At 43.8% G+C, this 20,755-nt stretch carries 20 protein-coding genes; 18 read left to right on the top strand and 2 right to left on the bottom strand.

The genetic code is table 11. From position 1 onward, the window contains the following. The first annotated feature begins 50 nt into the window (after nucleotides 1–50). From FFM64_RS06415 to FFM64_RS06405, 3 genes are all read left to right on the top strand, one after another. Nucleotides 51–2,315 carry a RelA/SpoT family protein gene (locus FFM64_RS06415; RefSeq protein WP_137607187.1) on the top strand — a complete coding sequence of 755 codons (2,265 nt, stop codon included), beginning with the start codon at nucleotides 51–53 and terminating at the stop codon, nucleotides 2,313–2,315. A gap of 14 nt (nucleotides 2,316–2,329) precedes the next feature. Beyond that, nucleotides 2,330–2,776, top strand: coding sequence for a D-aminoacyl-tRNA deacylase (dtd, locus tag FFM64_RS06410; RefSeq protein WP_137607186.1), 447 nt, complete (start codon nucleotides 2,330–2,332; stop codon nucleotides 2,774–2,776). An 80-nt stretch (nucleotides 2,777–2,856) separates the two neighbouring features. Then, a complete protein-coding gene (locus tag FFM64_RS06405; protein WP_137607185.1) occupies nucleotides 2,857–3,477 on the top strand; it encodes an HAD-IA family hydrolase in 621 nt (206 codons plus the stop codon). Nucleotides 3,478–3,605: 128 nt separating this feature from the next. Here the strand turns inward: FFM64_RS06405 and FFM64_RS06400 are convergent, their stop codons facing one another. After that, nucleotides 3,606–4,454: an N-acetylmuramoyl-L-alanine amidase family protein gene (locus FFM64_RS06400; RefSeq protein WP_137607184.1), complete on the bottom strand. Its 849-nt coding sequence runs from the start codon at nucleotides 4,452–4,454 to the stop codon at nucleotides 3,606–3,608. A gap of 385 nt (nucleotides 4,455–4,839) precedes the next feature. Between FFM64_RS06400 and hisS the strand changes: the two genes are divergently transcribed. From hisS to FFM64_RS06370, 6 genes are all read left to right on the top strand, one after another. After that, the gene (gene hisS / locus FFM64_RS06395) at nucleotides 4,840–6,123 is read left to right on the top strand and encodes a histidine--tRNA ligase (protein WP_137607183.1); all 1,284 of its coding nucleotides are present in this window, start codon (nucleotides 4,840–4,842) and stop codon (nucleotides 6,121–6,123) included. Between the two features lie 18 nt (nucleotides 6,124–6,141). After that, nucleotides 6,142–7,914 (top strand): aspartate--tRNA ligase, encoded by a 1,773-nt coding sequence (gene aspS / locus FFM64_RS06390; protein WP_137607182.1) that lies wholly within the window; start codon nucleotides 6,142–6,144, stop codon nucleotides 7,912–7,914. A gap of 87 nt (nucleotides 7,915–8,001) precedes the next feature. After that, a complete protein-coding gene (msrA, locus tag FFM64_RS06385) occupies nucleotides 8,002–8,538 on the top strand; it encodes a peptide-methionine (S)-S-oxide reductase MsrA (protein WP_137607181.1) in 537 nt (178 codons plus the stop codon). A gap of 116 nt (nucleotides 8,539–8,654) precedes the next feature. Continuing rightward, nucleotides 8,655–9,530 (top strand): YitT family protein, encoded by an 876-nt coding sequence (locus tag FFM64_RS06380; protein WP_137607180.1) that lies wholly within the window; start codon nucleotides 8,655–8,657, stop codon nucleotides 9,528–9,530. Between the two features lie 96 nt (nucleotides 9,531–9,626). Further along, nucleotides 9,627–10,769, top strand: a complete 1,143-nt coding sequence (locus FFM64_RS06375) for a CDP-glycerol glycerophosphotransferase family protein (RefSeq protein ID WP_223876914.1) — start codon at nucleotides 9,627–9,629, stop codon at nucleotides 10,767–10,769. 80 nt (nucleotides 10,770–10,849) lie between these two features. After that, nucleotides 10,850–11,746: a deoxyribonuclease IV gene (locus FFM64_RS06370; protein WP_137607179.1), complete on the top strand. Its 897-nt coding sequence runs from the start codon at nucleotides 10,850–10,852 to the stop codon at nucleotides 11,744–11,746. A gap of 72 nt (nucleotides 11,747–11,818) precedes the next feature. Here FFM64_RS06370 and FFM64_RS06365 read toward each other — a convergent pair whose 3' ends face one another. After that, nucleotides 11,819–12,634, bottom strand: coding sequence for a pyruvate, water dikinase regulatory protein (locus FFM64_RS06365; protein WP_137607178.1), 816 nt, complete (start codon nucleotides 12,632–12,634; stop codon nucleotides 11,819–11,821). A 231-nt stretch (nucleotides 12,635–12,865) separates the two neighbouring features. On the opposite strand from FFM64_RS06365, the gene rpsU reads away from it, so the two are divergent. The 9 genes from rpsU (at nucleotide 12,866) to glyS (ending at nucleotide 20,750) form a co-directional block, all read left to right on the top strand. After that, the gene (gene rpsU / locus FFM64_RS06360) at nucleotides 12,866–13,054 is read left to right on the top strand and encodes a 30S ribosomal protein S21 (RefSeq protein WP_003638914.1); all 189 of its coding nucleotides are present in this window, start codon (nucleotides 12,866–12,868) and stop codon (nucleotides 13,052–13,054) included. Between the two features lie 43 nt (nucleotides 13,055–13,097). Then, entirely contained in the window at nucleotides 13,098–13,541 is a 444-nt protein-coding gene (locus FFM64_RS06355) for a GatB/YqeY domain-containing protein (protein WP_137607177.1), read from the top strand. A 347-nt stretch (nucleotides 13,542–13,888) separates the two neighbouring features. Beyond that, nucleotides 13,889–14,866 carry a PhoH family protein gene (locus FFM64_RS06350; protein ID WP_137607176.1) on the top strand — a complete coding sequence of 326 codons (978 nt, stop codon included), beginning with the start codon at nucleotides 13,889–13,891 and terminating at the stop codon, nucleotides 14,864–14,866. Nucleotides 14,867–14,878: 12 nt separating this feature from the next. Then, complete coding sequence (gene ybeY, locus FFM64_RS06345) at nucleotides 14,879–15,358, top strand: rRNA maturation RNase YbeY (protein ID WP_137607175.1); 480 nt, start codon at nucleotides 14,879–14,881, stop codon at nucleotides 15,356–15,358. Further along, on the top strand, nucleotides 15,342–15,755 hold the full coding sequence (locus FFM64_RS06340) for a diacylglycerol kinase family protein (RefSeq protein WP_137607174.1): 414 nt from the start codon (nucleotides 15,342–15,344) through the stop codon (nucleotides 15,753–15,755). The genes ybeY and FFM64_RS06340 overlap by 17 nt, the downstream gene beginning before the upstream one ends. Before the next feature lie 18 nt (nucleotides 15,756–15,773). Then, nucleotides 15,774–16,679 (top strand): GTPase Era, encoded by a 906-nt coding sequence (gene era, locus FFM64_RS06335; RefSeq protein WP_171000318.1) that lies wholly within the window; start codon nucleotides 15,774–15,776, stop codon nucleotides 16,677–16,679. 29 nt (nucleotides 16,680–16,708) lie between these two features. Next, nucleotides 16,709–17,485 (top strand): DNA repair protein RecO, encoded by a 777-nt coding sequence (recO, locus tag FFM64_RS06330; protein ID WP_137607327.1) that lies wholly within the window; start codon nucleotides 16,709–16,711, stop codon nucleotides 17,483–17,485. Between the two features lie 284 nt (nucleotides 17,486–17,769). After that, nucleotides 17,770–18,669, top strand: a complete 900-nt coding sequence (gene glyQ / locus FFM64_RS06325) for a glycine--tRNA ligase subunit alpha (RefSeq protein WP_137607172.1) — start codon at nucleotides 17,770–17,772, stop codon at nucleotides 18,667–18,669. Beyond that, nucleotides 18,669–20,750, top strand: coding sequence for a glycine--tRNA ligase subunit beta (gene glyS, locus FFM64_RS06320; protein WP_137607171.1), 2,082 nt, complete (start codon nucleotides 18,669–18,671; stop codon nucleotides 20,748–20,750). Before glyQ ends, glyS begins: the two co-directional genes overlap by 1 nt. Nucleotides 20,751–20,755: the final 5 nt, after the last annotated feature.

Below are 20,755 nucleotides of genomic sequence, written 5' to 3'. Positions count from 1 at the left end.
CAACGTGCCTTTTTATGAAACTAAAATTTTGAGAAATCGTGGTGATATGGATGCCCAAACAACCTACTTGGACGGCACAAGACGTCCTAACTGCTGTTCAAAAATATATGAATGCTGACCACGTCGCGTTGGTTAAACGGGCGTGTGATTTTGCAACCTACGTGCATCAAGATCAGACTCGCCAGTCTGGTGAACCTTACATTATGCATCCAATTCAGGTCGCTGGTATTTTGGCTGATTTGAAAATGGACCCAGAAACCGTGGCATCTGGCTTTTTGCACGATGTCGTTGAGGATACTGGGGTCACTTTAGGTGATGTTGAAGAATTATTTGGTCATGATGTCGCGGTAATCGTGGATGGGGTCACTAAATTAGGCAAGATTCGCTATAAGTCTAATAAGGAACAACTGGCCGAAAATCATCGTAAATTGCTCTTAGCAATGTCCAAAGATATTCGGGTCATGATTGTGAAGTTGGCTGACCGCCTACATAATATGCGGACGCTACAACATCTCCGTCCTGACAAACAACGGCGAATTGCGAACGAAACTCTCGAAATTTATGCCCCAATTGCCGATCGATTAGGGATCAGCACGATTAAATGGGAACTTGAAGATATTTCGCTGCGTTATTTGAATCCACAACAATATTATCGCATTGTTCATTTAATGAATTCTCGGCGTGATGATCGCGAAAAATACATTGAAATTGCCATTCAGGATATTCAAAAAGCTTTAAAAGATTTGAAATTACCAGAAGCTGAAATTTATGGCCGACCAAAGCATATCTATTCAATTTATAAAAAAATGCGAGATAAGCATAAGCAGTTTAGTCAACTCTATGATTTGCTAGCAATTCGCGTGGTCGTTGATTCGATTAAAGACTGTTACGCAGTACTGGGTGCCATTCATACTCAGTGGAAGCCAATGCCTGGGCGGTTTAAAGATTATATTGCGATGCCAAAAGCGAATATGTATCAATCCCTACACACGACCGTAGTTGGACCAGAGGGTAAGCCACTGGAAATTCAAATTCGAACCTATGAGATGCATCGGGTCGCTGAATACGGGGTTGCGGCGCACTGGGCCTATAAAGAAGGCATGCGTGATCAAGTTCAAGCAACTAAGTCTGGCAATAAACTTAACTTGGTTAAAGAAATCATTGAGTTACAGGACGAAAGTAAAGATGCCGCAGACTTTATGGAAGGCGTTAAGGGGGATTTGTTTAGTGATCGTGTCTATGCGTTTACGCCTAAGGGTGATGTGACCGAATTGCCAAAGGGTGCTGGACCACTAGATATGGCGTACTCGATCCATACCGAAGTCGGCAACCATACGACCGGTGCGAAGGTTAACGGTAAGATTGTGCCGCTTGATTATCAAATCAAAAATGGGGATATTGTCGACATTTTGACGTCGACCAGTTCGACGGGGCCAAGTCGGGATTGGCAGAAATTAGTCTATACTCGCCGGGCTCGTAATAAGATTAAGCAATTTTTCCGTAATGCTGATCGCGAAGAAAACATTATTACCGGTCGCGAATTGTTAGATAAACAACTCCGTGATTTTGAGTTTAATCCTAAAGATGTTATGTCTAAAGAGAAGCTCGACGCGGTGGCTAAGAAGATGCACTATGGTGGCGAAGACGACCTGTATGCCGCGTTAGGATTCGGTGATGTGCAACCGGTTGGTGTCGCCAACCGGTTGACCAGTGATGTTCGGAAACAACGGGAAGCCGATCGTCAACGTGAACGCGAACGTGAAATTCTCGAAGAACATCATGAACAAGTCACGAAGAAAAAGGCCAAGGATCAACAAGAGGAGAAAGCCAAAAATGATGTCAAGCACAAGAAGGTTTCGTCTTCTGGTGGGGTCATTATTCAAGGCGTCGACAATTTGTTAGTCCGGCTGAGCCACTGTTGTTCACCGATTCCTGGTGATGAAATTGTTGGTTATATTACTAAGGGCCGCGGCGTCTCCGTGCACCGGATTGACTGTCCAAACGTCAAAAGTGCCGAGTCACAGGGTGAAAGACTCATTGAAGTTCAATGGGAAGATCCTGAGGGCGACCGGACGAACTATAATTCAGATCTTGAAATCCAAGGTTACAATCGTAACGGTATGCTGAACGATGTCTTGAAGGTGATCAACAATAATACCAAATTCTTAACGAACGTTAATGGAAAAGTTGATCATAACAAGATGGTGATTATTAGCGTTTCGTTGGGGGTTCGTAACTTAGATCACTTGCAACGAATCATTGATAGTCTGAAGAACGTGCAAGACGTTTATGTGGTCGAACGGAAGATGTTTTAGGAGGCATTGGACACGTGCGAGTTGTTTTACAACGAGTTAAAGAGGCGCAAGTCACCATTGATGAGCAAGTTCACGGCGCCATCAATCACGGTTTTGTCTTACTAGTTGGTTTTGAGGACACGGATGGTCAGGCAGAATTAGATTATCTAACACATAAGATTTTGAACTTGCGGGTGTTTAGTGATGCTGCCGGTAAAATGAATCTCAACTTGCAACAGGTTGCGGGTGAAATTCTATCTATCTCACAATTTACCTTATACGCTGAGACAACTCACGGCAATCGACCGAGTTTTACTGCCGCGGGGGCACCGGAGCTGGCAACTAAGTTGTATGATCAGTTTAATCACCAATTAGCCGCGACTGGGATTAAGGTCGCTACCGGCGAGTTTGGCGCTGACATGCAAGTGGCTTTGGTTAATGATGGCCCGGTCACCATTTGTTATGATACAGATCGGAAGTAATTAAAGGTATTGGCGTGACCGGGGGATCACGTCAATATTTTTTGAAAACAAGTCAAAAAACACTTTGGAGGAATTTAATGATGCAAGAATTTATATGGGATTTTGATGGGACCTTAATGGACACGTATCCGGCCATGGTCACAGCGTTTCAACGCGCCGTCCAAAACTTAGGTGGTGACTTAAGTCGTGACGAGATTTATGACATGATGCGTCAAGAATCTGTCGGTTTTGCCTATCGGGAAGTTGCGAAACGTTTTGGTTGGGACTGGCATGACTTGCGGACCGGTTATCAGCAATACGAACCCGCATTGCAAGCACCACAAGCTTTTGAAGGGGCTGCGACAGTTTTAGCGCAAATTAAAACCGTGGGTGGTCACAATTATTTGATGACCCACCGTAATCGAGATGCCTTGGACTATCTGAAACGGGCTGACTTAAGCCGGTATTTCGATGATTTTGTGACGGGTGAACAGCCTTTTGCGCGCAAGCCAAATCCTGAGGCTTTAGATTATTTGTTGGATAAACACGCGGTTGATCGTTCAAAAGCGGTTATGGTTGGTGATCGTAATTTAGACATCGATGCCGGGCACAATGCGCACATCACTGGGTTCTTATTTGATTATGATCAGCTCATCAAAGTCACTAGTGCCCCAGAAGTACAGGTGACCAAGTTGGTTAACTTGATGCCATTTATTAAATAAATTATCTCAGATCAAAACAGGTCACACAGCCTAATTGCCGTGTGACCTGTTTTAGCGTCTGCTCGGTTATTTTCGTGATACCACTAAAAACGTCTCAAGCGGTTGCTTGAGACGTTTGTCTGTCCAGGTTAGTGCGTGTCGAAGTAATTTGTCAATCCCGCATAGACTGCCTGGGCCACTTCATTAGGATATTTTTGTGAACTGATGGTCTTAAAATCGGCTTTATCGTTAATATAGCCAAGTTCCATTAGTACGGCTGGAACTTGATTATCACGGATAACGAGGAAGTCCCCAAAGGCCACGCCTTTATTCGGAATCGGTAGGCCAACCGTGTCATCACTCAAAGCCTTCGCTAAGTCTAGTGAGGTTGATTTGTGATAATAGTAAGTTGTAATACCAGAGGCGGTATTTTTCTCAGGTGAACTGTCAAAGTGGAAACTGATGAACGCGTCGGCGTGGAGCTTATTGGCGATCGCCGGTCGGGCGCTTAGACTAACCGTTTTATCCGTGTCACGGGTCATCACAACGTGGGCACCAGCAGCGCGTAACCGTGCGGCGACGACTTTAGCGACTCGCAAGGTATAGGTCTTTTCCATCTTGTTTTTACTTGAGAGGGCCCCGGAGTCGGATCCGCCGTGGCCGGGATCGATGACAATCGTTGCATCAGAGATTTTAGTCGTTTTAGTCAATTGTGTATTGTGTTCGTTGACAAGCCAACTAGCGATCCAGCCGAATTTATGATCCGCATAGCGGACGTATAACCAATTATTTTTACGCTTCATAATATGGACTTTGGTACCTTTGTTGGTGGCATCAGTAATGGCATAGCTCATGCCAGGTCCTTCACGGATGTTGACATTCGCAATATTAACGATGGCCGTGTTATGAGTGGCCAGCACAAAAATGAACCCAATAATGAGCCCAATAAAAACGAGTGAAATTGTAATTTGACGCCAAAAACGCTTAAGCACTTGCATGCGAGTCACCAACTAAGTCTAAATAAATTTTTCATTACTAAATAGTATACCAAAGAATCGAATGGTTGCGCATCAACGGTATTAATTTTAGGTGGAGGCGTTGACTTTTACCCCAAAATCGTGTAACTTTAACCATATATTAATAAATCGACCGCAGAGAAAGTATGAGCATTGTGCAACGCTTTAGCCAGAGACCGGTAGTGCTGAGAATTCCGGATTGCGAACAATGAGGAGACGCTTTTGAGGTGAACGTAAAAGTTCCGCCTGTTATTAGTACAGACGTTATCAGTTAGTGCTCATAAAGGTGGTACCGCGCAAAAAAGCGCCCTTGGATAAACAAACAAGGGCGTTTTTTTTGTCGATTTGAATAGAAGGAGGAAGTTAGATGAGATACCAACGGCCAAAAGGCACCGCGGATATATTACCTGGTGATAGTGAAAAATGGCAATATGTCGAACAAACCGCACGTGAACTTTTCAAAACTTACCAGTTTAAGGAAATTCGCACGCCAATTTTTGAAAATTTTGAAGTCTTCTCACGTTCTGCAGGTGACACTTCCGATATTGTGACCAAAGAGATGTATGATTTTCATGATAAGGGTGACCGTCATGTGACGCTACGTCCTGAAGGGACCGCCGGCGTGGTCCGTGCATTTGTTGAAAACAAATTGTATGGTCCTCAAGTTTTGAAACCTTATAAGGTCTACTACATGGGACCAATGTTCCGTTATGAACGGCCACAATCAGGTCGTTTACGGGAATTCCATCAACTTGGGGTTGAAGCGTTTGGTAGCGAAAGTGCGGCTTTGGACGTTGAAGTGATCGCAATGGGCTACAACTTGTTGAAGCAATTTGGCTTAAATGATTTGAAACTAGTAATCAACACCTTAGGGGATCAACAGACTCGTGACGACTACCGTCAAGCCTTGATCGATTACTTGGAACCTCACTTTGACGAATTGAGTGATGATTCAAAGGCCCGCTTACACAAGAATCCATTACGTGTCTTGGATAGCAAGGCTGAACAAGATCAAAAATTTGTTGCGGCAGCGCCGTCAATCTTGGATTATTTGACGCCGGAAGCGAAAGCTCATTTTGAACAAGCCCAAACTTTCTTAAATGCGTTAGAAATTCCTTATGAAATTGATGCAACCATGGTTCGTGGTTTGGATTATTACAACCATACGATCTTCGAAATCATGACGAATTCGAAGTCATTAGGGCAAGGTTACACCACGATTTGTGCCGGTGGTCGTTATAATGGCTTGGTCAAGGAACTTGGTGGTCCAGAGACTTCTGGCGTTGGTTTCGGACTTGGTGTTGAACGGTTACTTGTCTTAATGGATGCCGAAAACATTGCCTTTCCAACTGCAGATCAATTGGACGTTTACGTTGTTGGGATTGGTGATGAAGCCAGTGCTACGACGCTGAAATTAGTTCAAGCTGTGCGTGGGGCTGGTTTAACCGCTGAACGAGACTATTTGGATCGGAAGCCGAAAGCCCAATTCAAGAGCGCTGATCGGTTAAATGCCCGCTACACGATGACAGTCGGTGAGAGCGAGTTGGAAAATGGTGTCGTTAACCTGAAGTCAATGGCGACGGGTGAAGAAACTCAAGTTGCCATGGCGGATGTCTACAACGATGTTAAACAGCTGTTAGCTGCGAAATAATAAGGAGGAATTGAATTGATGAAACGAACCACCTATGCTGGGTTAGTCAATGAAGACTATCTTGGTCAAGAGGTCACTTTACAAGGCTGGGTGCAAAAACGCCGGGACTTGGGAAGTTTGATCTTTATCGATTTGCGTGACCGTGAAGGCATTTTACAATTGGTCTTCAGTCAAGAATTTTCAGCGGATGCCTTAGCCGTTGCCGACCAACTTCGAAATGAATATGTGATCGAGGTTCAAGGTAAAGTGGTTAATCGGGCTGACAATGCCATTAATCCGAACATGAAGACTGGTAAAGTTGAAGTTGAAATTCATGATGCTAAAATTTTGAACAAGGCTAAGACGCCACCGTTTTATATTCAAGATGACATTAATGTTTCTGATGAATTACGGTTGAAGTATCGTTACTTAGACTTGCGTCGTCCTGAAATGCAACGGGGGCTTAAGATTCGTAATGGCATCACTAAAGCCGTTCACAGTTATTTTGACGACAATGGTTTCTACGATATTGAAACGCCATTTTTGACAAAATCAACCCCTGAAGGTGCGCGGGATTACTTGGTTCCTTCACGCGTTTATCAAGGCCACTTTTATGCCTTGCCACAGTCACCACAATTGTTCAAACAATTGTTGATGGGGGCGGGTTTTGACCGGTATTATCAAATTGCGCGTTGTTTCCGTGATGAAGACTTGCGTGGCGATCGCCAACCAGAATTTACGCAAATCGATATGGAAACTTCCTTCTTAACTGCTGAAGAAATTCAGTCATATACGGAAGGGTTAATCCAAAAAGTCATGAAAGATGTGAAGGGCATTGATATTACGGCGCCATTTACGCGTATTACTTGGCATGACGCAATGAGTCGTTTTGGTTCTGACAAACCAGATGTACGGTTTGGGATGGAATTAAAGGATATGTCAAAAGTTTTCGCCGACACTGACTTTAAAGTGTTCTCTGGCACCATCAAAAATGGTGGTTTCGTTAAAGCCATCGCTGTTCCTGGAGGCGCCGACAAGTATTCTCGCAAAGCTATCGATGCTTATGCAAGCTATGTTGAACGTTTCGGTGCGAAAGGCTTAGCTTGGATGAAAGTTACTGACGATGGCTTTAGTGGTCCAATCGCTAAATTCTTCAAGGATGACTTTGATGCCATTACTAAAGCTGCGGACGCCAAACCAGGCGACTTACTCTTGTTTGCAGCGGATAACTTCAAGGTTGTTTCTGAAACGTTGGGTTATTTGCGTAAGGTGATTGCTAAGGAACAAGGCATGATCGATGAAAATCAATATGCCTATCTCTGGGTTGTTGACTGGCCACTGTTTGAATATGATGAAGGAATCGAACGCTGGGTTCCTGCTCACCATCCATTCACGATGCCAAATGAGGAAGATGTGCATTATCTAAACGAGGGTGAAGATCCACATAAAGCCCACGCACAGTCTTATGACATCATCTTAAATGGTTATGAATTAGGTGGCGGTTCCATCCGTATTCATACACGCGAATTGCAAGAAAAGATGTTCAAGGCACTGGACTTCACCAAAGAACGGGCCCAAGAACAATTTGGTTTCTTACTAGATGCCTTAGACATGGGCTTCCCACCGCATGGCGGTTTAGCAATCGGGTTAGACCGGTTCGCGATGTTACTTTCTGGTAATGACAACATTCGTGAAGTCATCGCATTCCCTAAGAATTCGAAAGCTTCTGAACCAATGACGAATGCACCAGCTGAAGTATCAGAACGTCAATTACAGGACTTAGCCTTATTTGTGACTAAACCTAAAGATTAATACAACTGGAGCGCGTCCAATCAAGCGACTGGACGCGCTTTTTATTTCATGTTAGATTTATATTAAAATTTAATTGGAGTGATTCTCATGAAAGCTGAAACAGCGATCTTTGCTGGCGGGTGCTTTTGGTGCATGGTTGAGCCATTTGATAGCCAACCCGGTATTATTAGTGTCGTCTCTGGGTTTACTGGTGGTCATACCGTCAATCCGACTTATGAAGAAGTGAAGTCGCATACGACTGGTCACACCGAAGCCGTTAAAATTACTTTTGATCCTAGTAAAATCACATATGCGGCGTTAGTCGAAATTTATTGGCATCAAACGGACCCCACCGATGCGATGGGGCAATTTCAAGATCGTGGTGACAATTATCGGCCAGTTATTTTTGTTAATAGTGCTGAACAGCGGGCCATCGCAACGGCGTCAAAAGCCAAGTTACAAGCGGCTGAACGTTTTGATAAGCCAATCGTGACCACGATTGAAGCGGCCCAGCCATTTTATCCAGCTGCTGCAGAGCATCAACGTTTCTATCAAAATAATCCAGTAGTCTATGCGGCCCAAGAGGCCGGTGGCCGGGCTGCATTTATTGCGGATAACTGGGCTGATACACCTAAAGTTGACTAATTTGATGGTAATTTGCTGAGAAGGGTTAGACTTTCGGGTGAAATGCGGTAAAAGCTGTTTACCACAGTTTATGCATGTTAAAATAACGGAGACATCATACAAAGGAGCGCACAAAAATGACTGATTTTCAGCAGTTGACCCGTCGCCACCGCGATGTGACGAAGGCGTCAACGGCGTTTATCTATGCGATTTTAGTTTCCGTCGCCATGAACTTTTTTTGGACCCCGGGTCATATTTACTCATCCGGGATCACAGGGTTAGCCCAATTAATTAACAGCTTGTTGGGCAAGTTTTCACCCATTCAATTATCGACCGCGTTATTGCTATTTTTATTAAATGTCCCAATGTTTATTATTGCTTGGCGCCAAATTGGACATCGTTTTACGGTATTTACATTTCTAGCCGTCGCGTTGTCTAGTATCATGATTAAAGTTGTTGCACCGGAAGGTTTGACTCATGATCCAATTATCTGTGCGATTTTTGGGGGTGCTGTCAATGGTTTTGGGACCGGAACCGCACTGAAAAATGGGATTTCGACCGGTGGCCTAGATATCATCGGGATCGTATTGCGTCGTAAGACTGGGCGTAGCATTGGCACCATCAACATGGCGTTTAATTCGATTATTGTGATTGCCGCTGGTTTTGTCTATGGTTGGCCGTATGCGTTCTATTCCGCGTTAGGTCTGTTAGTCAACGGTCGCGTAATTGATATGACGTATACGCGCCAGCAAAAAATGCAAGTCATGATCATTACCAGTCGGCCTAACACGGTCATTGATAGTGTTCAAAATCGGATTCGCCGTGGGGTCACCATCGTGCACAATGCCGAAGGTGCCTATAAACATGACGATAAAACGATTTTATTCACTGTGATTACGCGTTATGAAATGTCAGAATTGACGGCAGCGATGTCGGAGTCTGATCCGCACGCGTTTGTTAGCATTTCCGATACAGTTAAAATTCTGGGGCGTTTCTATGAACCTGAGCCCTGACGTTAAAGGACTATCGCTTGTCGATGGTCCTTTTGTGTGTGCGTCGCTATGATATAATGCAAGGGTGATTAAACAGTGATGAAAAGGTGAGTTAGCGTGAAAAAGATAATCTATTTGTGGCTCGTTAAACTGGTGTCGTGGTTAAGCCAATTCAAACGGTCGCAACGTGTCATTTATTTGATGAGTTTTGCTGACAATTTGGCTTTTATTAAACAGTTACACCAGCGTGTCGGTGACCGTTTGGTAGTTTATTATTTGCCAGCTGCCAAGGACGGTGCGGCGCAACTGTTGCCAGCAGGAATCACAATTCGACCATTTCACGATTCGCTGCGTTTTGCGTTCACTGGTATCCCAGTATTGACCGGAGCAGCTGACATTTTTTGTGATAACTATTTTGCTTTTACGGCCGGGCTACAGCGTCATACTGGTCAGCGATTAATCCAGTTATGGCATGCAAGTGGCGCAGTTAAGGCGTTCGGTTGGGGTGATCCACAGACCAGTGATCGTGATGCGGCCGATCAACGGCGATTCCAAGCAGTCTATGATCAAATGACGGACTTTGTCGTTGGGTCTGAAAAGATGGGGCAAGTCTTTGCACAGAGCTATCAAGTGCCGGCGCAGCGGATGCGAGTCCTTGGTTATCCACGTTCAGACCGCTATTGTCAATCAAATTGGGTGAACGCAACGCGGACGGCGATTTATGCGCAGTATCCTGAATTACGTGACCATGAAGTGATCTTGTATGCGCCAACTTATCGCGTCGGCGTGACATTTGAGTTACCAACTGATTTTGCTGATTTAAAGTTGGCGGATAATCAGGTATTAGTACTAAAGTTGCATCCGCATTTGGCGGATCAGGCTCAGCAACTTCATGATTGCTTTCCCAAGTTGATTAAATTAGTCCCAACCTTTAGTACTGATGAACTATTGACAGTGACCGATACCTTGATTAGTGATTACTCTTCGGTTATTTTCGATTATGCGTTGCTGCCAAATTGTCAAAAAATGATTTTCTTTACGTTTGACTGGGTTAATTTCCAACGTTCGGTGGGACTTCAAGCTGATTTCAAACAATGGGCACCGGGAGCCTTTGTGCAAACCACAGCCCAGCTTAAGCAAGCATTGGCAGTACCGGCCGCTCAGAGTCAGTTGACACAGTTTAATCAACTCTGGAATACGCGCAACGATGGGCATGCCACTCAGCGTACCTTGGATTATTTCTATCCAAAATCGAAATGATTGACCGCGTGGCCGGACTCATTCAGAATAGGCTTAAAATTTGATGTTAGCTGTGTCTTAGCAGGAGTGGAGGAAGATTGATGTTACGATTAGGATCACATGTTTCAATGAAAGCACCAGAGATGTTATTGGGGTCTGCGAAAGACGCGGTGAGTTATGGCGCTAATACGTTTATGGTTTATACGGGGGCACCACAAAACACCCGCCGTAAACCAATTGATGAGCTGAATATTCCTGCTGCCAAAAGGGTTATGGCTGAGCATGATCTGCAACAAATCGTGGTTCATGCGCCCTATATTATTAATCTTGGTAATACCAAGAAGCCGGGATACTTTGAATTTGCAACTGATTTTTTGGTGCAGGAGATTGAACGAGCTGAAGCGATGGGGGCGACACAGTTAACCTTGCACCCGGGGGCCCATATCGGTGCGGGCGCGGATGTTGCAATTGCTCAGATTGTCAAAGGCTTGAATACCGTTATTCGTCCGGATCAGAAGATTCAAATTGCGCTGGAAACGATGGCCGGTAAAGGGACTGAAGTTGGTCGAACCTTTGAAGAATTGGCGCAGATGATTGATGGGGTCACTTATAATGAAAAGTTGTCTGTGACGTTTGATACCTGTCATACGAGTGACGCTGGCTATAATATCAAGGATGATTTTGATGGGGTTTTAAATGAATTTGATCATGTAATTGGTATCGAACGATTAAAAGTAATTCATCTGAATGATTCCAAAAATCCTCAAGGGGCACATAAGGACCGTCATACGAATATTGGCATGGGCACAATTGGGTTTGAGGCGTTAAATAAAGTTGCGCACGAGCCACAACTAGATGATGTTAGTAAAATCTTGGAAACACCTTACGTCGGTGAGGACAAAAAGCATCAAGTTGCCCCTTACAAGTATGAAATTGCCATGCTTAAAGCTGGTCAGTTCAATCCCAACTTAATTGCTGACATTGAAGCACAAGTTTAATTGGTTTCAGCAGTTTTAAGTGCAAAAGAAAAAGCGTGATGACTTTGTGGTCGTCACGCTTTTGCGTATAAGCTATTTATTGGCCTCATTGTAGCCGAGACTCTCAGTAATGAGGGTGGCGGTTTCTTCAATCGACTTGTTAGCCACATTAATGACTAAGCAACCAATCTTTTTGAAGATCTTGTCTGCAGAAGCTAATTCTTCTTTGATTTTGTCGGTATTGGAATACATGGTGTCAGGGTTTAACCCGTATTGGACCATCCGTTGCCGCCGAATATCGTTGAGCTTTTCTGGATCGTTGGTTAAACCAAAGATCTTTTTCGGATCAACTTGCCAGATTTCGTCTGGAATTTGTGCTTTTGGGACTAATGGTAAATTGGCGACCTTGAGATTGCGGTTTGCCAAGTATAAAGAGAGTGGTGTTTTTGAGGTTCGTGAAACACCCAGTAAGACCACATCAGCCTCTAAAAAGCCGGATGCGTTCTTACCGTCATCATATGTGACGGCAAACTCGATGGCATTGATACGATCGAAATAGTTATCATTGAGTGCATGCACCGTCCCAGGATGGTTGGCCGGTTGGGTGTGGGTGATGCCAGAAAAAGTATCCAATGCCGGTGTGATGACATCATAATAAGGTAGATCATGTTTCTGACAAAATTCAGTTGCCATTTTGCTGAGCTTCCGATCAACAAAAGTATGGAAGACAGCGGCTTGATCTTTTTCGGCTTGTGCTAAGACTGTTTTGAGTAAGGATTCTGTCCGGACGAACGGAAAACGTTGATAGTTGATTTGAAAGTTGGAAAATTGTGCCGCCGCTGCTTGCGCGACTGAATGGGCTGTTTCACCAACTGAATCTGATAAAATAAAGATCTTAATTTCTCGCATCGTTAAAACCCCGTTTCATTCTTAATAATGACTCTAGTGTAGCATAGGCATAGGGTTATGAAAACGATTTACTGCCCGCGATTATCAATTAGCGACAGATTATTTTTATTATTCTTTAAACTTTCATTGACGGGGTTTTACGATTTATGTATAATTTACTAGAACAGTTGTATTATGTAAGGTTACATAATTTGACGGTTACTTTTTAAGCTCGGAGGGAGGGAATTTATTATGGCAAAAACAGTCGTTCGTAAAAACGAATCTCTTGATGATGCTCTTCGTCGCTTTAAACGTACCGTTTCAAAAAGTGGTACTTTACAAGAATACCGCAAACGGGAATTTTACGAAAAACCAAGTGTGAAGAAGAAGTTAAAATCTGAAGCAGCACGGAAACGTAAGAACCGTCGTCGTTTCAAGTAATTAGTATTTCGATACTAACACTTGAGATTGAGGAGGGTACCCAATGAGTTTAACAGAAACGCTCAATGGTGATCTTAAAGCTGCGATGAAAGCACGCGATAAGCAAAGCCTCAGTGTTTTACGGATGCTTAAGTCAGCATTAATGAATGAAAAGATTAATGCTGGGCACGATTTAACTGCCGATGAAGAAGTGAGCGTGATTTCACGTGAACTGAAGCAACGACGCGAATCATTAAGTGAATTCGAGAAGGCTGATCGTCAAGATTTAGTTGACGGCGTCAAAGCCGAAATTGCCCTCGTTGAAAAGTATATGCCTAAGCAATTGTCTGACGATGAAGTCAAACAAATTGTGGCAGCGACGATTCAACAAGTCGGTGCAACCGGCAAAGGTGATTTTGGTAAAGTGATGGGTGCTGTGATGCCTAAGCTGAAAGGCCAAGCAGACGGTAAACTTATCAACCAAACAGTTAAATCATTATTGAATTAACGGTTAAGTCAAGGAAATTATTCCTTGGCTTTTTTTGTTATTCCTAATATTTATAGCCGAAACGTGGAACAAAAGGTCACGGATGCAACAGGGCTACGAAAGTCAAACGATTGAAAATGCCAATCATTCGACTTTCTAGGCTATGCTCGGTAGCAGACCGCCTTTTGTCCCACTCTTTTTTTCGTGTCTGTGAGTCGCAGGGCCGTGAAGAGGGCGAAACTGGTAGGGGGCGGGCTTTTATGCTATGATTAGTTCACAAAAGAGCGCTAATTTTCTCGCAATATTGGGAGAGCTGGCGACGGCCATGGAGACACTCATGGTTATTAAATCTGTCGATAAAGGAGTCCATGTTTTTGACCGAAAACTCAAACTACGAACAAAAATTTCTCATTGCTGATCCCGGTCAATCGGTTGCGTTACTCGGGCCAGAAGATCAGCATCTCGCAATGATAGAAGATGGGCTACACGTTAATCTCCATGTCTTTGGTGATCAAATGACCATCAGTGGCGATGATGAAGAAGCTGTTCATAAAACTTATGCTGTTTTAGAGAATTTGACAAGTCTAATTAAGCAAGGCATTCAAATTGGCGCCCCCGATGTCATTAGTGCGATTAAAATGGGCAATCGTGGGACACTCGACTACTTTAAAGATTTGTATGCGGAGACCTTGATTAAAGATAATCGGGGTCGACCGGTGCGTGTGAAAAACTTTGGTCAGCGTCAATACGTACAGGCGGTTGCTAAGAGCGATATCACATTTGGGATTGGCCCTGCTGGGACTGGTAAAACCTATTTGGCCGTGGTCATGGCCGTGGCAGCCCTAAAACGTGGTGATGTTGAAAAAATCATTTTGACGCGGCCTGCCGTTGAAGCGGGTGAAAGTTTAGGCTTCTTACCCGGGGATCTAAAAGAAAAAGTTGATCCTTATTTACGGCCAATTTATGATGCCCTCTATGAAATTTACGGGGCCGAACATACACAACGGTTGATGGATCGGGGCATTATTGAAATTGCACCGTTAGCGTATATGCGTGGTCGGACACTGGATCGGGCCTTTGTTATTTTAGATGAAGCACAGAATACGACAAATGCACAAATGAAAATGTTCTTAACGCGGCTGGGATTTGGTTCCAAGATGATCGTCAATGGAGATATTTCTCAGATTGATTTACCACGAAATACGACGAGTGGGCTGATTCAAGCTGAACGAATCTTGACTGACGTTAGCAATATTACGTTTGTGAAATTTACGGCCGATGATGTCGTCCGTAATCCAGTGGTTGCAAAAATTATTACGGCCTATGAAAAGGTAGAACAACGTTAAACGGAGGAAGTCATGGATTTAGAATTGTTTGATCAAACCGTTGCGGGAGCAAAAGCGTCCGATTTACAACTTGTTCGGGATTTGATTGCTCTGGCAGGGAAGATGTTAGCGTTGCGTGACGACACTGAAGTCTCGGTAACGTTAATGAATAATGATGCGATTCAAAAGATTAATGAAGAATATCGTGGTGTTGATCGGCCAACCGATGTGATCAGTTTTGCCATGCACGATGATGACGCGGATGACTTGATCATCATGGATCCTGAGATGGCAGCCGAAATGCCTTTGAACTTGGGTGATATTATGATCTCTGTTGATAAAGTTGACGAACAAGCTGCATTCCTGAAGCATTCACGAGAACGAGAACTAGGTTACCTAGTCGTGCACGGTTTCTTACATTTAAATGGCTATGACCATATGCAACCAGCAGATGAAACCGAAATGTTCGGGCTACAACGAAAGATTCTTGATGCGTATGGCTTGGAAAAATAAGCCAGAGCAACCGCAAGTTGGCAAAAATCACTCGTTTTGGCAGTCGTGGTTGCATGCCTGGACGGGTTTAAAAACGGTTGTTCGTGAAGAACGCAATATGCAAACGCACATGGTGCTGGGGACAGTCGCGCTGTTGGCTGGTTGGTTTTTCGGACTGACTGTTAATCAGTGGCTCTGGCTCTGTTTGGCCATTTTTTTGGTAATGTTGTGTGAGATCAATAATACGATTGCGGAAAACATCTGTGATCTAATTACCGGCCCACATTATCAACCATTAGCAAAAAAGGTGAAAGATATTGCCGCGGGAGCGGTCGTCTTTGCTGCGGCGTTTGCAGTTTTAATTGGGCTGATTTTATTTGTGCCAAAAATTTGGCAACTTGTTTCAACTTGGTGGTAAGAAAGGGATTAAACTATTATGGACAAGCAAGATTTTCACTCAGGCTTTGTGGCGATTATTGGCCGGCCTAATGTGGGTAAATCCACACTTTTAAATCGGATTGTTGGTCAAAAAGTGGCCATTATGTCTGACAAAGCGCAAACGACGCGTAATCGAATTCAGGGGATCTATACGACGGATGAGTCGCAAATGGTTTTCATTGATACCCCCGGAATTCACAAGCCTCACAGTCGTTTGGGTGACTTTATGGTCAAATCGGCCTTATCAACGTTAGGTGAAGTTGATGCGATCATCTTCATGATCAACGCTGATGAGCGTCGCGGTGCTGGTGATAATTTTATTATTGACCGTTTAAAAGAAGTTAAGAAACCAATTTATTTAGTCATTAATAAAATTGATCAGATTCATCCAGACCACTTATTGGAAATTATGGATCAGTATCAAGACGCGCTTAAATGGGAAGACATTTATCCAATTTCTGCCCTTGAAGGCAATAACGTTCCTGAATTGTTGGCAACTTTGCAGTCTAAGTTGCCAGTGGGACCACAGTATTATCCGTCTGATCAAGTGACCGATCATCCGGAGCGGTTTATTATTTCTGAATTAATCCGTGAAAAAGTCCTGGAGTTGACTCGGCAGGAAGTGCCACATTCAACGGCGGTCGTGATTGATTCAATCAAGCGTCAAGACGAAGAAAAAGTGCATATCCAAGCGACGATTATTATCGAACGTTCCTCACAAAAGGGAATTATTATCGGTAAAGGTGGGAGTATGCTTAAGAAAATTGGCTCACTTGCCCGCCGCGATATTGAAACCTTGTTAGGGGATAAGGTTTACCTCGAACTTTGGGTTAAAGTACAAGAAAACTGGAAAGATCGTGAAAACTTACTGGCTAGTTATGGCTACCGGCAAGATGATTATTAGAAACGTTAGGTGAAGCGATGGCCCAACAAATGGTCACCAACTTCAACGGTATTTTGCTTTATCGACGAGATTATCGCGAACGTGATATGTTGATTAAGTTCCTGACCGCTGAGTATGGTAAAAAAATGTTTTTCATTCGCGGGGCTCGCAGACGTGGTTTTAAAATGGCAGCGGAACTCTTGCCCTTTACTATGGGTGAGTACGTTGGCGATTTGAAGGACCAGGGGTTGTCCTACATTAATAGTGTGAAGACCGTTCAATATTTTGAACAAATTAGTCAGGACATTAGTCTCAATGCCTATGCGACGTATATCATGAATTTGATTGATGTGGCGTATCCGGACAATCAACCCGTGGGCCGCTGGTATCAGCAAATCACCAGTGCCCTGCAATTGATTGATCAAAACGTGGCGCCAGCATTGGTGGCCAACGTGGTTGAGATTCAACTACTAGGCGCATTTGGGGTGGCCCCAGAATTACGCTGGTGTACAGTTTGTGGACGTCAGGACTTGCCGTTTGATTATTCGGAGAGTTATGGTGGTCTATTGTGTCAACAGCATTGGCATTTGGACCCGCATCGGTTGCATGCTAGTCAAGCCACGATTTTTTACTTGCGTCGCTTCTCGGTGCTGGATCTGTCGAAAGTTAAGTCAATTAAGGTCAAGGCGACAACTGCGACACAGTTGCGGCGTGTTTTGGACGAGATTTATGATAATTCAGTTGGTCTGCATTTGAAGTCAAAGAAATTTATTGACCAGATGGGGAGTTGGTATCAACCACTCAAACCTCGGTCAAACGACAATTGACAAACGTGTGTGAGTCGACTATGATGATGAAGAACTGAATAGTTAAGTGTTGATGAGAGAAAGTTATCACTTGTTTTTTCTAGTGAGACCATGCTGGTGGGAAATGGTTAAAAAGCAATGATAATTGGCGCTCTCGGAGCTTTCAGAAATTAATCAAGCTGCTGAGGTAACTCAGAAGTAGGGTGGAACCGCGAGTTAATCGTCCCTATGTCGTTTTTAGTGAACGACAGGGGACTTTTTTTGTGGCATCAAACTACTCAGTCACAAATTTTGGGAGGAAGACAATGAGCAAAAAATTATCAGTGCAAGAGATTATTTTAACCTTGCAAGAATTTTGGTCAGATCAAGGCTGTATGTTAATGCAAGCTTATGATACGGAAAAAGGGGCTGGGACAATGAGCCCATACACCTTTTTACGGGCAATTGGGCCAGAACCATGGAATGCGGCTTATGTAGAACCATCACGGCGGCCGGCTGATGGCCGTTATGGTGAAAACCCTAACCGGTTATACCAACATCATCAATTCCAAGTAGTGATGAAGCCATCACCTGAAAATATCCAAGAATTATACTTACAAAGTTTACAAAAATTAGGGATTAATCCCTTAGAACATGATATTCGTTTCGTTGAAGATAACTGGGAAAATCCGTCAATGGGTTGTGCCGGTGTTGGTTGGGAAGTCTGGTTAGACGGGATGGAAATCAGTCAGTTCACATACTTCCAACAAGTCGGTGGGCTGGAAGTCGATCCAGTGACTTCTGAAATTACCTATGGTTTGGAACGGCTGTCTTCTTACATTCAAGACGTTAATTCTGTCTTTGATTTGGAATGGGGCGATGGCGTCAAATACGGCGACATTTTCTTGGAACCTGAATTCGAAAACTCAAAATATGCCTTCGAAGAAAGCAACGAAGCGTTATTGTTGATGTTGTTTGATGAATATGAAAAAGAAGCCAAGAAGCAGATCAAGAATGGGTTGGTGCATCCAGCTTATGACTACTGCTTGAAGTGTAGCCATACCTTTAACTTGATGGATGCGCGTGGCATGGTCTCCGTGACGGAACGTGCCGGTTATCTGGATCGGATTCGGAACATGGCGAAGTCGATCGCCAAGGAATTTGTGGCGCAACGTGAAAAACGGGGCTTCCCATTGTTAAAACATGCGAAGGAGGAAACGAAGTAATGGCTAAAACTTATTTATTGGAAATCGGTTTGGAAGAAATGCCCGCGCACGTGGTTACTCCGAGTGTGATGCAGTTAAAGGAACGCTTTGCCAAATTCTTAAAAGAAGAACGGTTGGCTTATACTGATATTCAGACCTTTTCGACCCCACGGCGTTTAACCGTTCAAATCAATGGTTTAGCGGACAAACAAGCGGATGTCAAAAAGGAAGTTCGTGGACCAGCGAAGAAAATTGCTCAAGACGCCGATGGTAATTGGACAAAAGCAGCGATTGGTTTTTCAAAGGGCCAAGGCGCTTCAACGGATGACATTGTCTTTAAAGAAATCAAAGGGACGCCATACGTTTTTGTCCAAACCTTTACTGCTGGCAAGTCAGCTAGTGACGTTTTAGCCGGGGTTAAAGACGTCATTACGAAGATGAACTTCCCAACGATGATGAAGTGGTCAACATACAGCTTTAAGTATATTCGGCCAATTCGGTGGCTAGTTTCACTCTTAGATGATGAAATTGTGCCAGTTGAAATCCTGGACGTGCAAGCTGGCCGAACCAGTCGTGGCCATCGTTTTCTCGGGCATGATGTCGAAATCAAGGCTGCAGCTGACTATGAAGCGGACTTAGCTGAAGTCTTTGTGATGGCGGATGCCGCTAAGCGGAAAGCCAAAATTCGTGAACAGATTGCGCAACTCGCAACCGATCATGAATGGCAAATCCAAGTTAATGAAGATTTATTAGAAGAAGTCACCAATTTGGTCGAATATCCAACTGCTTTTGCCGGCGACTTTGATACGAAATATTTACAAATTCCAGATGAAGTTCTAATTACTTCCATGCGTGATCATCAACGCTTTTTCTACGTGACGGATGCTGAAGGCAACTTGTTGCCACACTTTGTTTCAGTTCGTAACGGGAATGCAGACCATTTACAAAATGTTGCCCTTGGGAACCAAAAGGTGTTGACTGCTCGTTTGGAAGATGCGGCTTTCTTCTTCCATGAAGATCAACAACATTCAATTCAAGAATATGTTGAACGTCTCAAGAAGGTTAGCTTCCACGATAAAATTGGGACGATGTATGAAAAGATGCAGCGGGTCATGTATATCAGTGGCTTCTTGGCTAACCAATTCGGTTTAACTGAAACTGAAAAGAACCAATTGCACCGAGCCGCCCAAATTTATAAATTTGACCTGGTTACTGGGATGGTTGGCGAATTTCCTGAATTACAAGGGGTCATGGGTGACAAGTATGCCGTCTTGAAGGGTGAGAACCCAGCTGTCGGTCAAGCAATCCGTGAACACTACATGCCAATTAGTGCGGATGGTGACTTACCAAAGTCGAAGATCGGTGCCGTCTTAGCAGTTGCGGACAAGATCGATTCAATCTCAAGTTTCTTTGCGGTTGGATTGGTGCCGAATGGGTCTAATGATCCGTTCGCACTCCGTCGTCAAGCTTTCGGAATTGTGCGGATCGTTCGTGACCAAGGTTGGGATTTCCCAATTCGTGAGTTTGAAGCAGCCATTCAAGCGGAATTAAAGGCCAATGATGCCACTTATAATTTGGACTTTGCGACCCAAACTAAGCCAGTTGCTGATTTCTTAACGGACCGTGTTAAGCAGTGGTTTAGCAATCAAAAGATTCGTTATGATATCGTGGATACAGTTGTCAAAGGTCGTCGTCAAGACATTCGGCAAATGTTCAAGGCTGCCGATGTTCTCAATGCCCATCAGGACGATCCTCAATTCAAGGATACGATTGAAGCGTTGACGCGTTTGCTACGGATTACGGCTAAATCAGACCTCAAGTTGAGCGATTTGACTGTTGATCCAGCCTTGTTTGAAAATTCAGCGGAACAAGATTTATATGATGCCATTGAAAAGTTGCAAAAGACGATTACGCCAACGATGCCAATGGACGAACGTTTCAAGGCCTTGGCTGGATTACGGCCATTGATCGTTGCTTACTTTGAAGCGACGATGGTCATGAGTAAGGATGAAAAGGTCCGTGACAATCATTTGAAGCAATTATTGATCATTGCGAATATGGTAACGGTCATGGGTGACTTGAACCAATTAATCGTTAAATAAAATTT

This window comes from Lactiplantibacillus daoliensis, from assembly GCF_005405005.1.
GTDB classification, from domain to species: Bacteria; Bacillota; Bacilli; order Lactobacillales; family Lactobacillaceae; genus Lactiplantibacillus; species Lactiplantibacillus daoliensis.
This window is presented reverse-complemented; position numbering and strand designations above follow the sequence as displayed.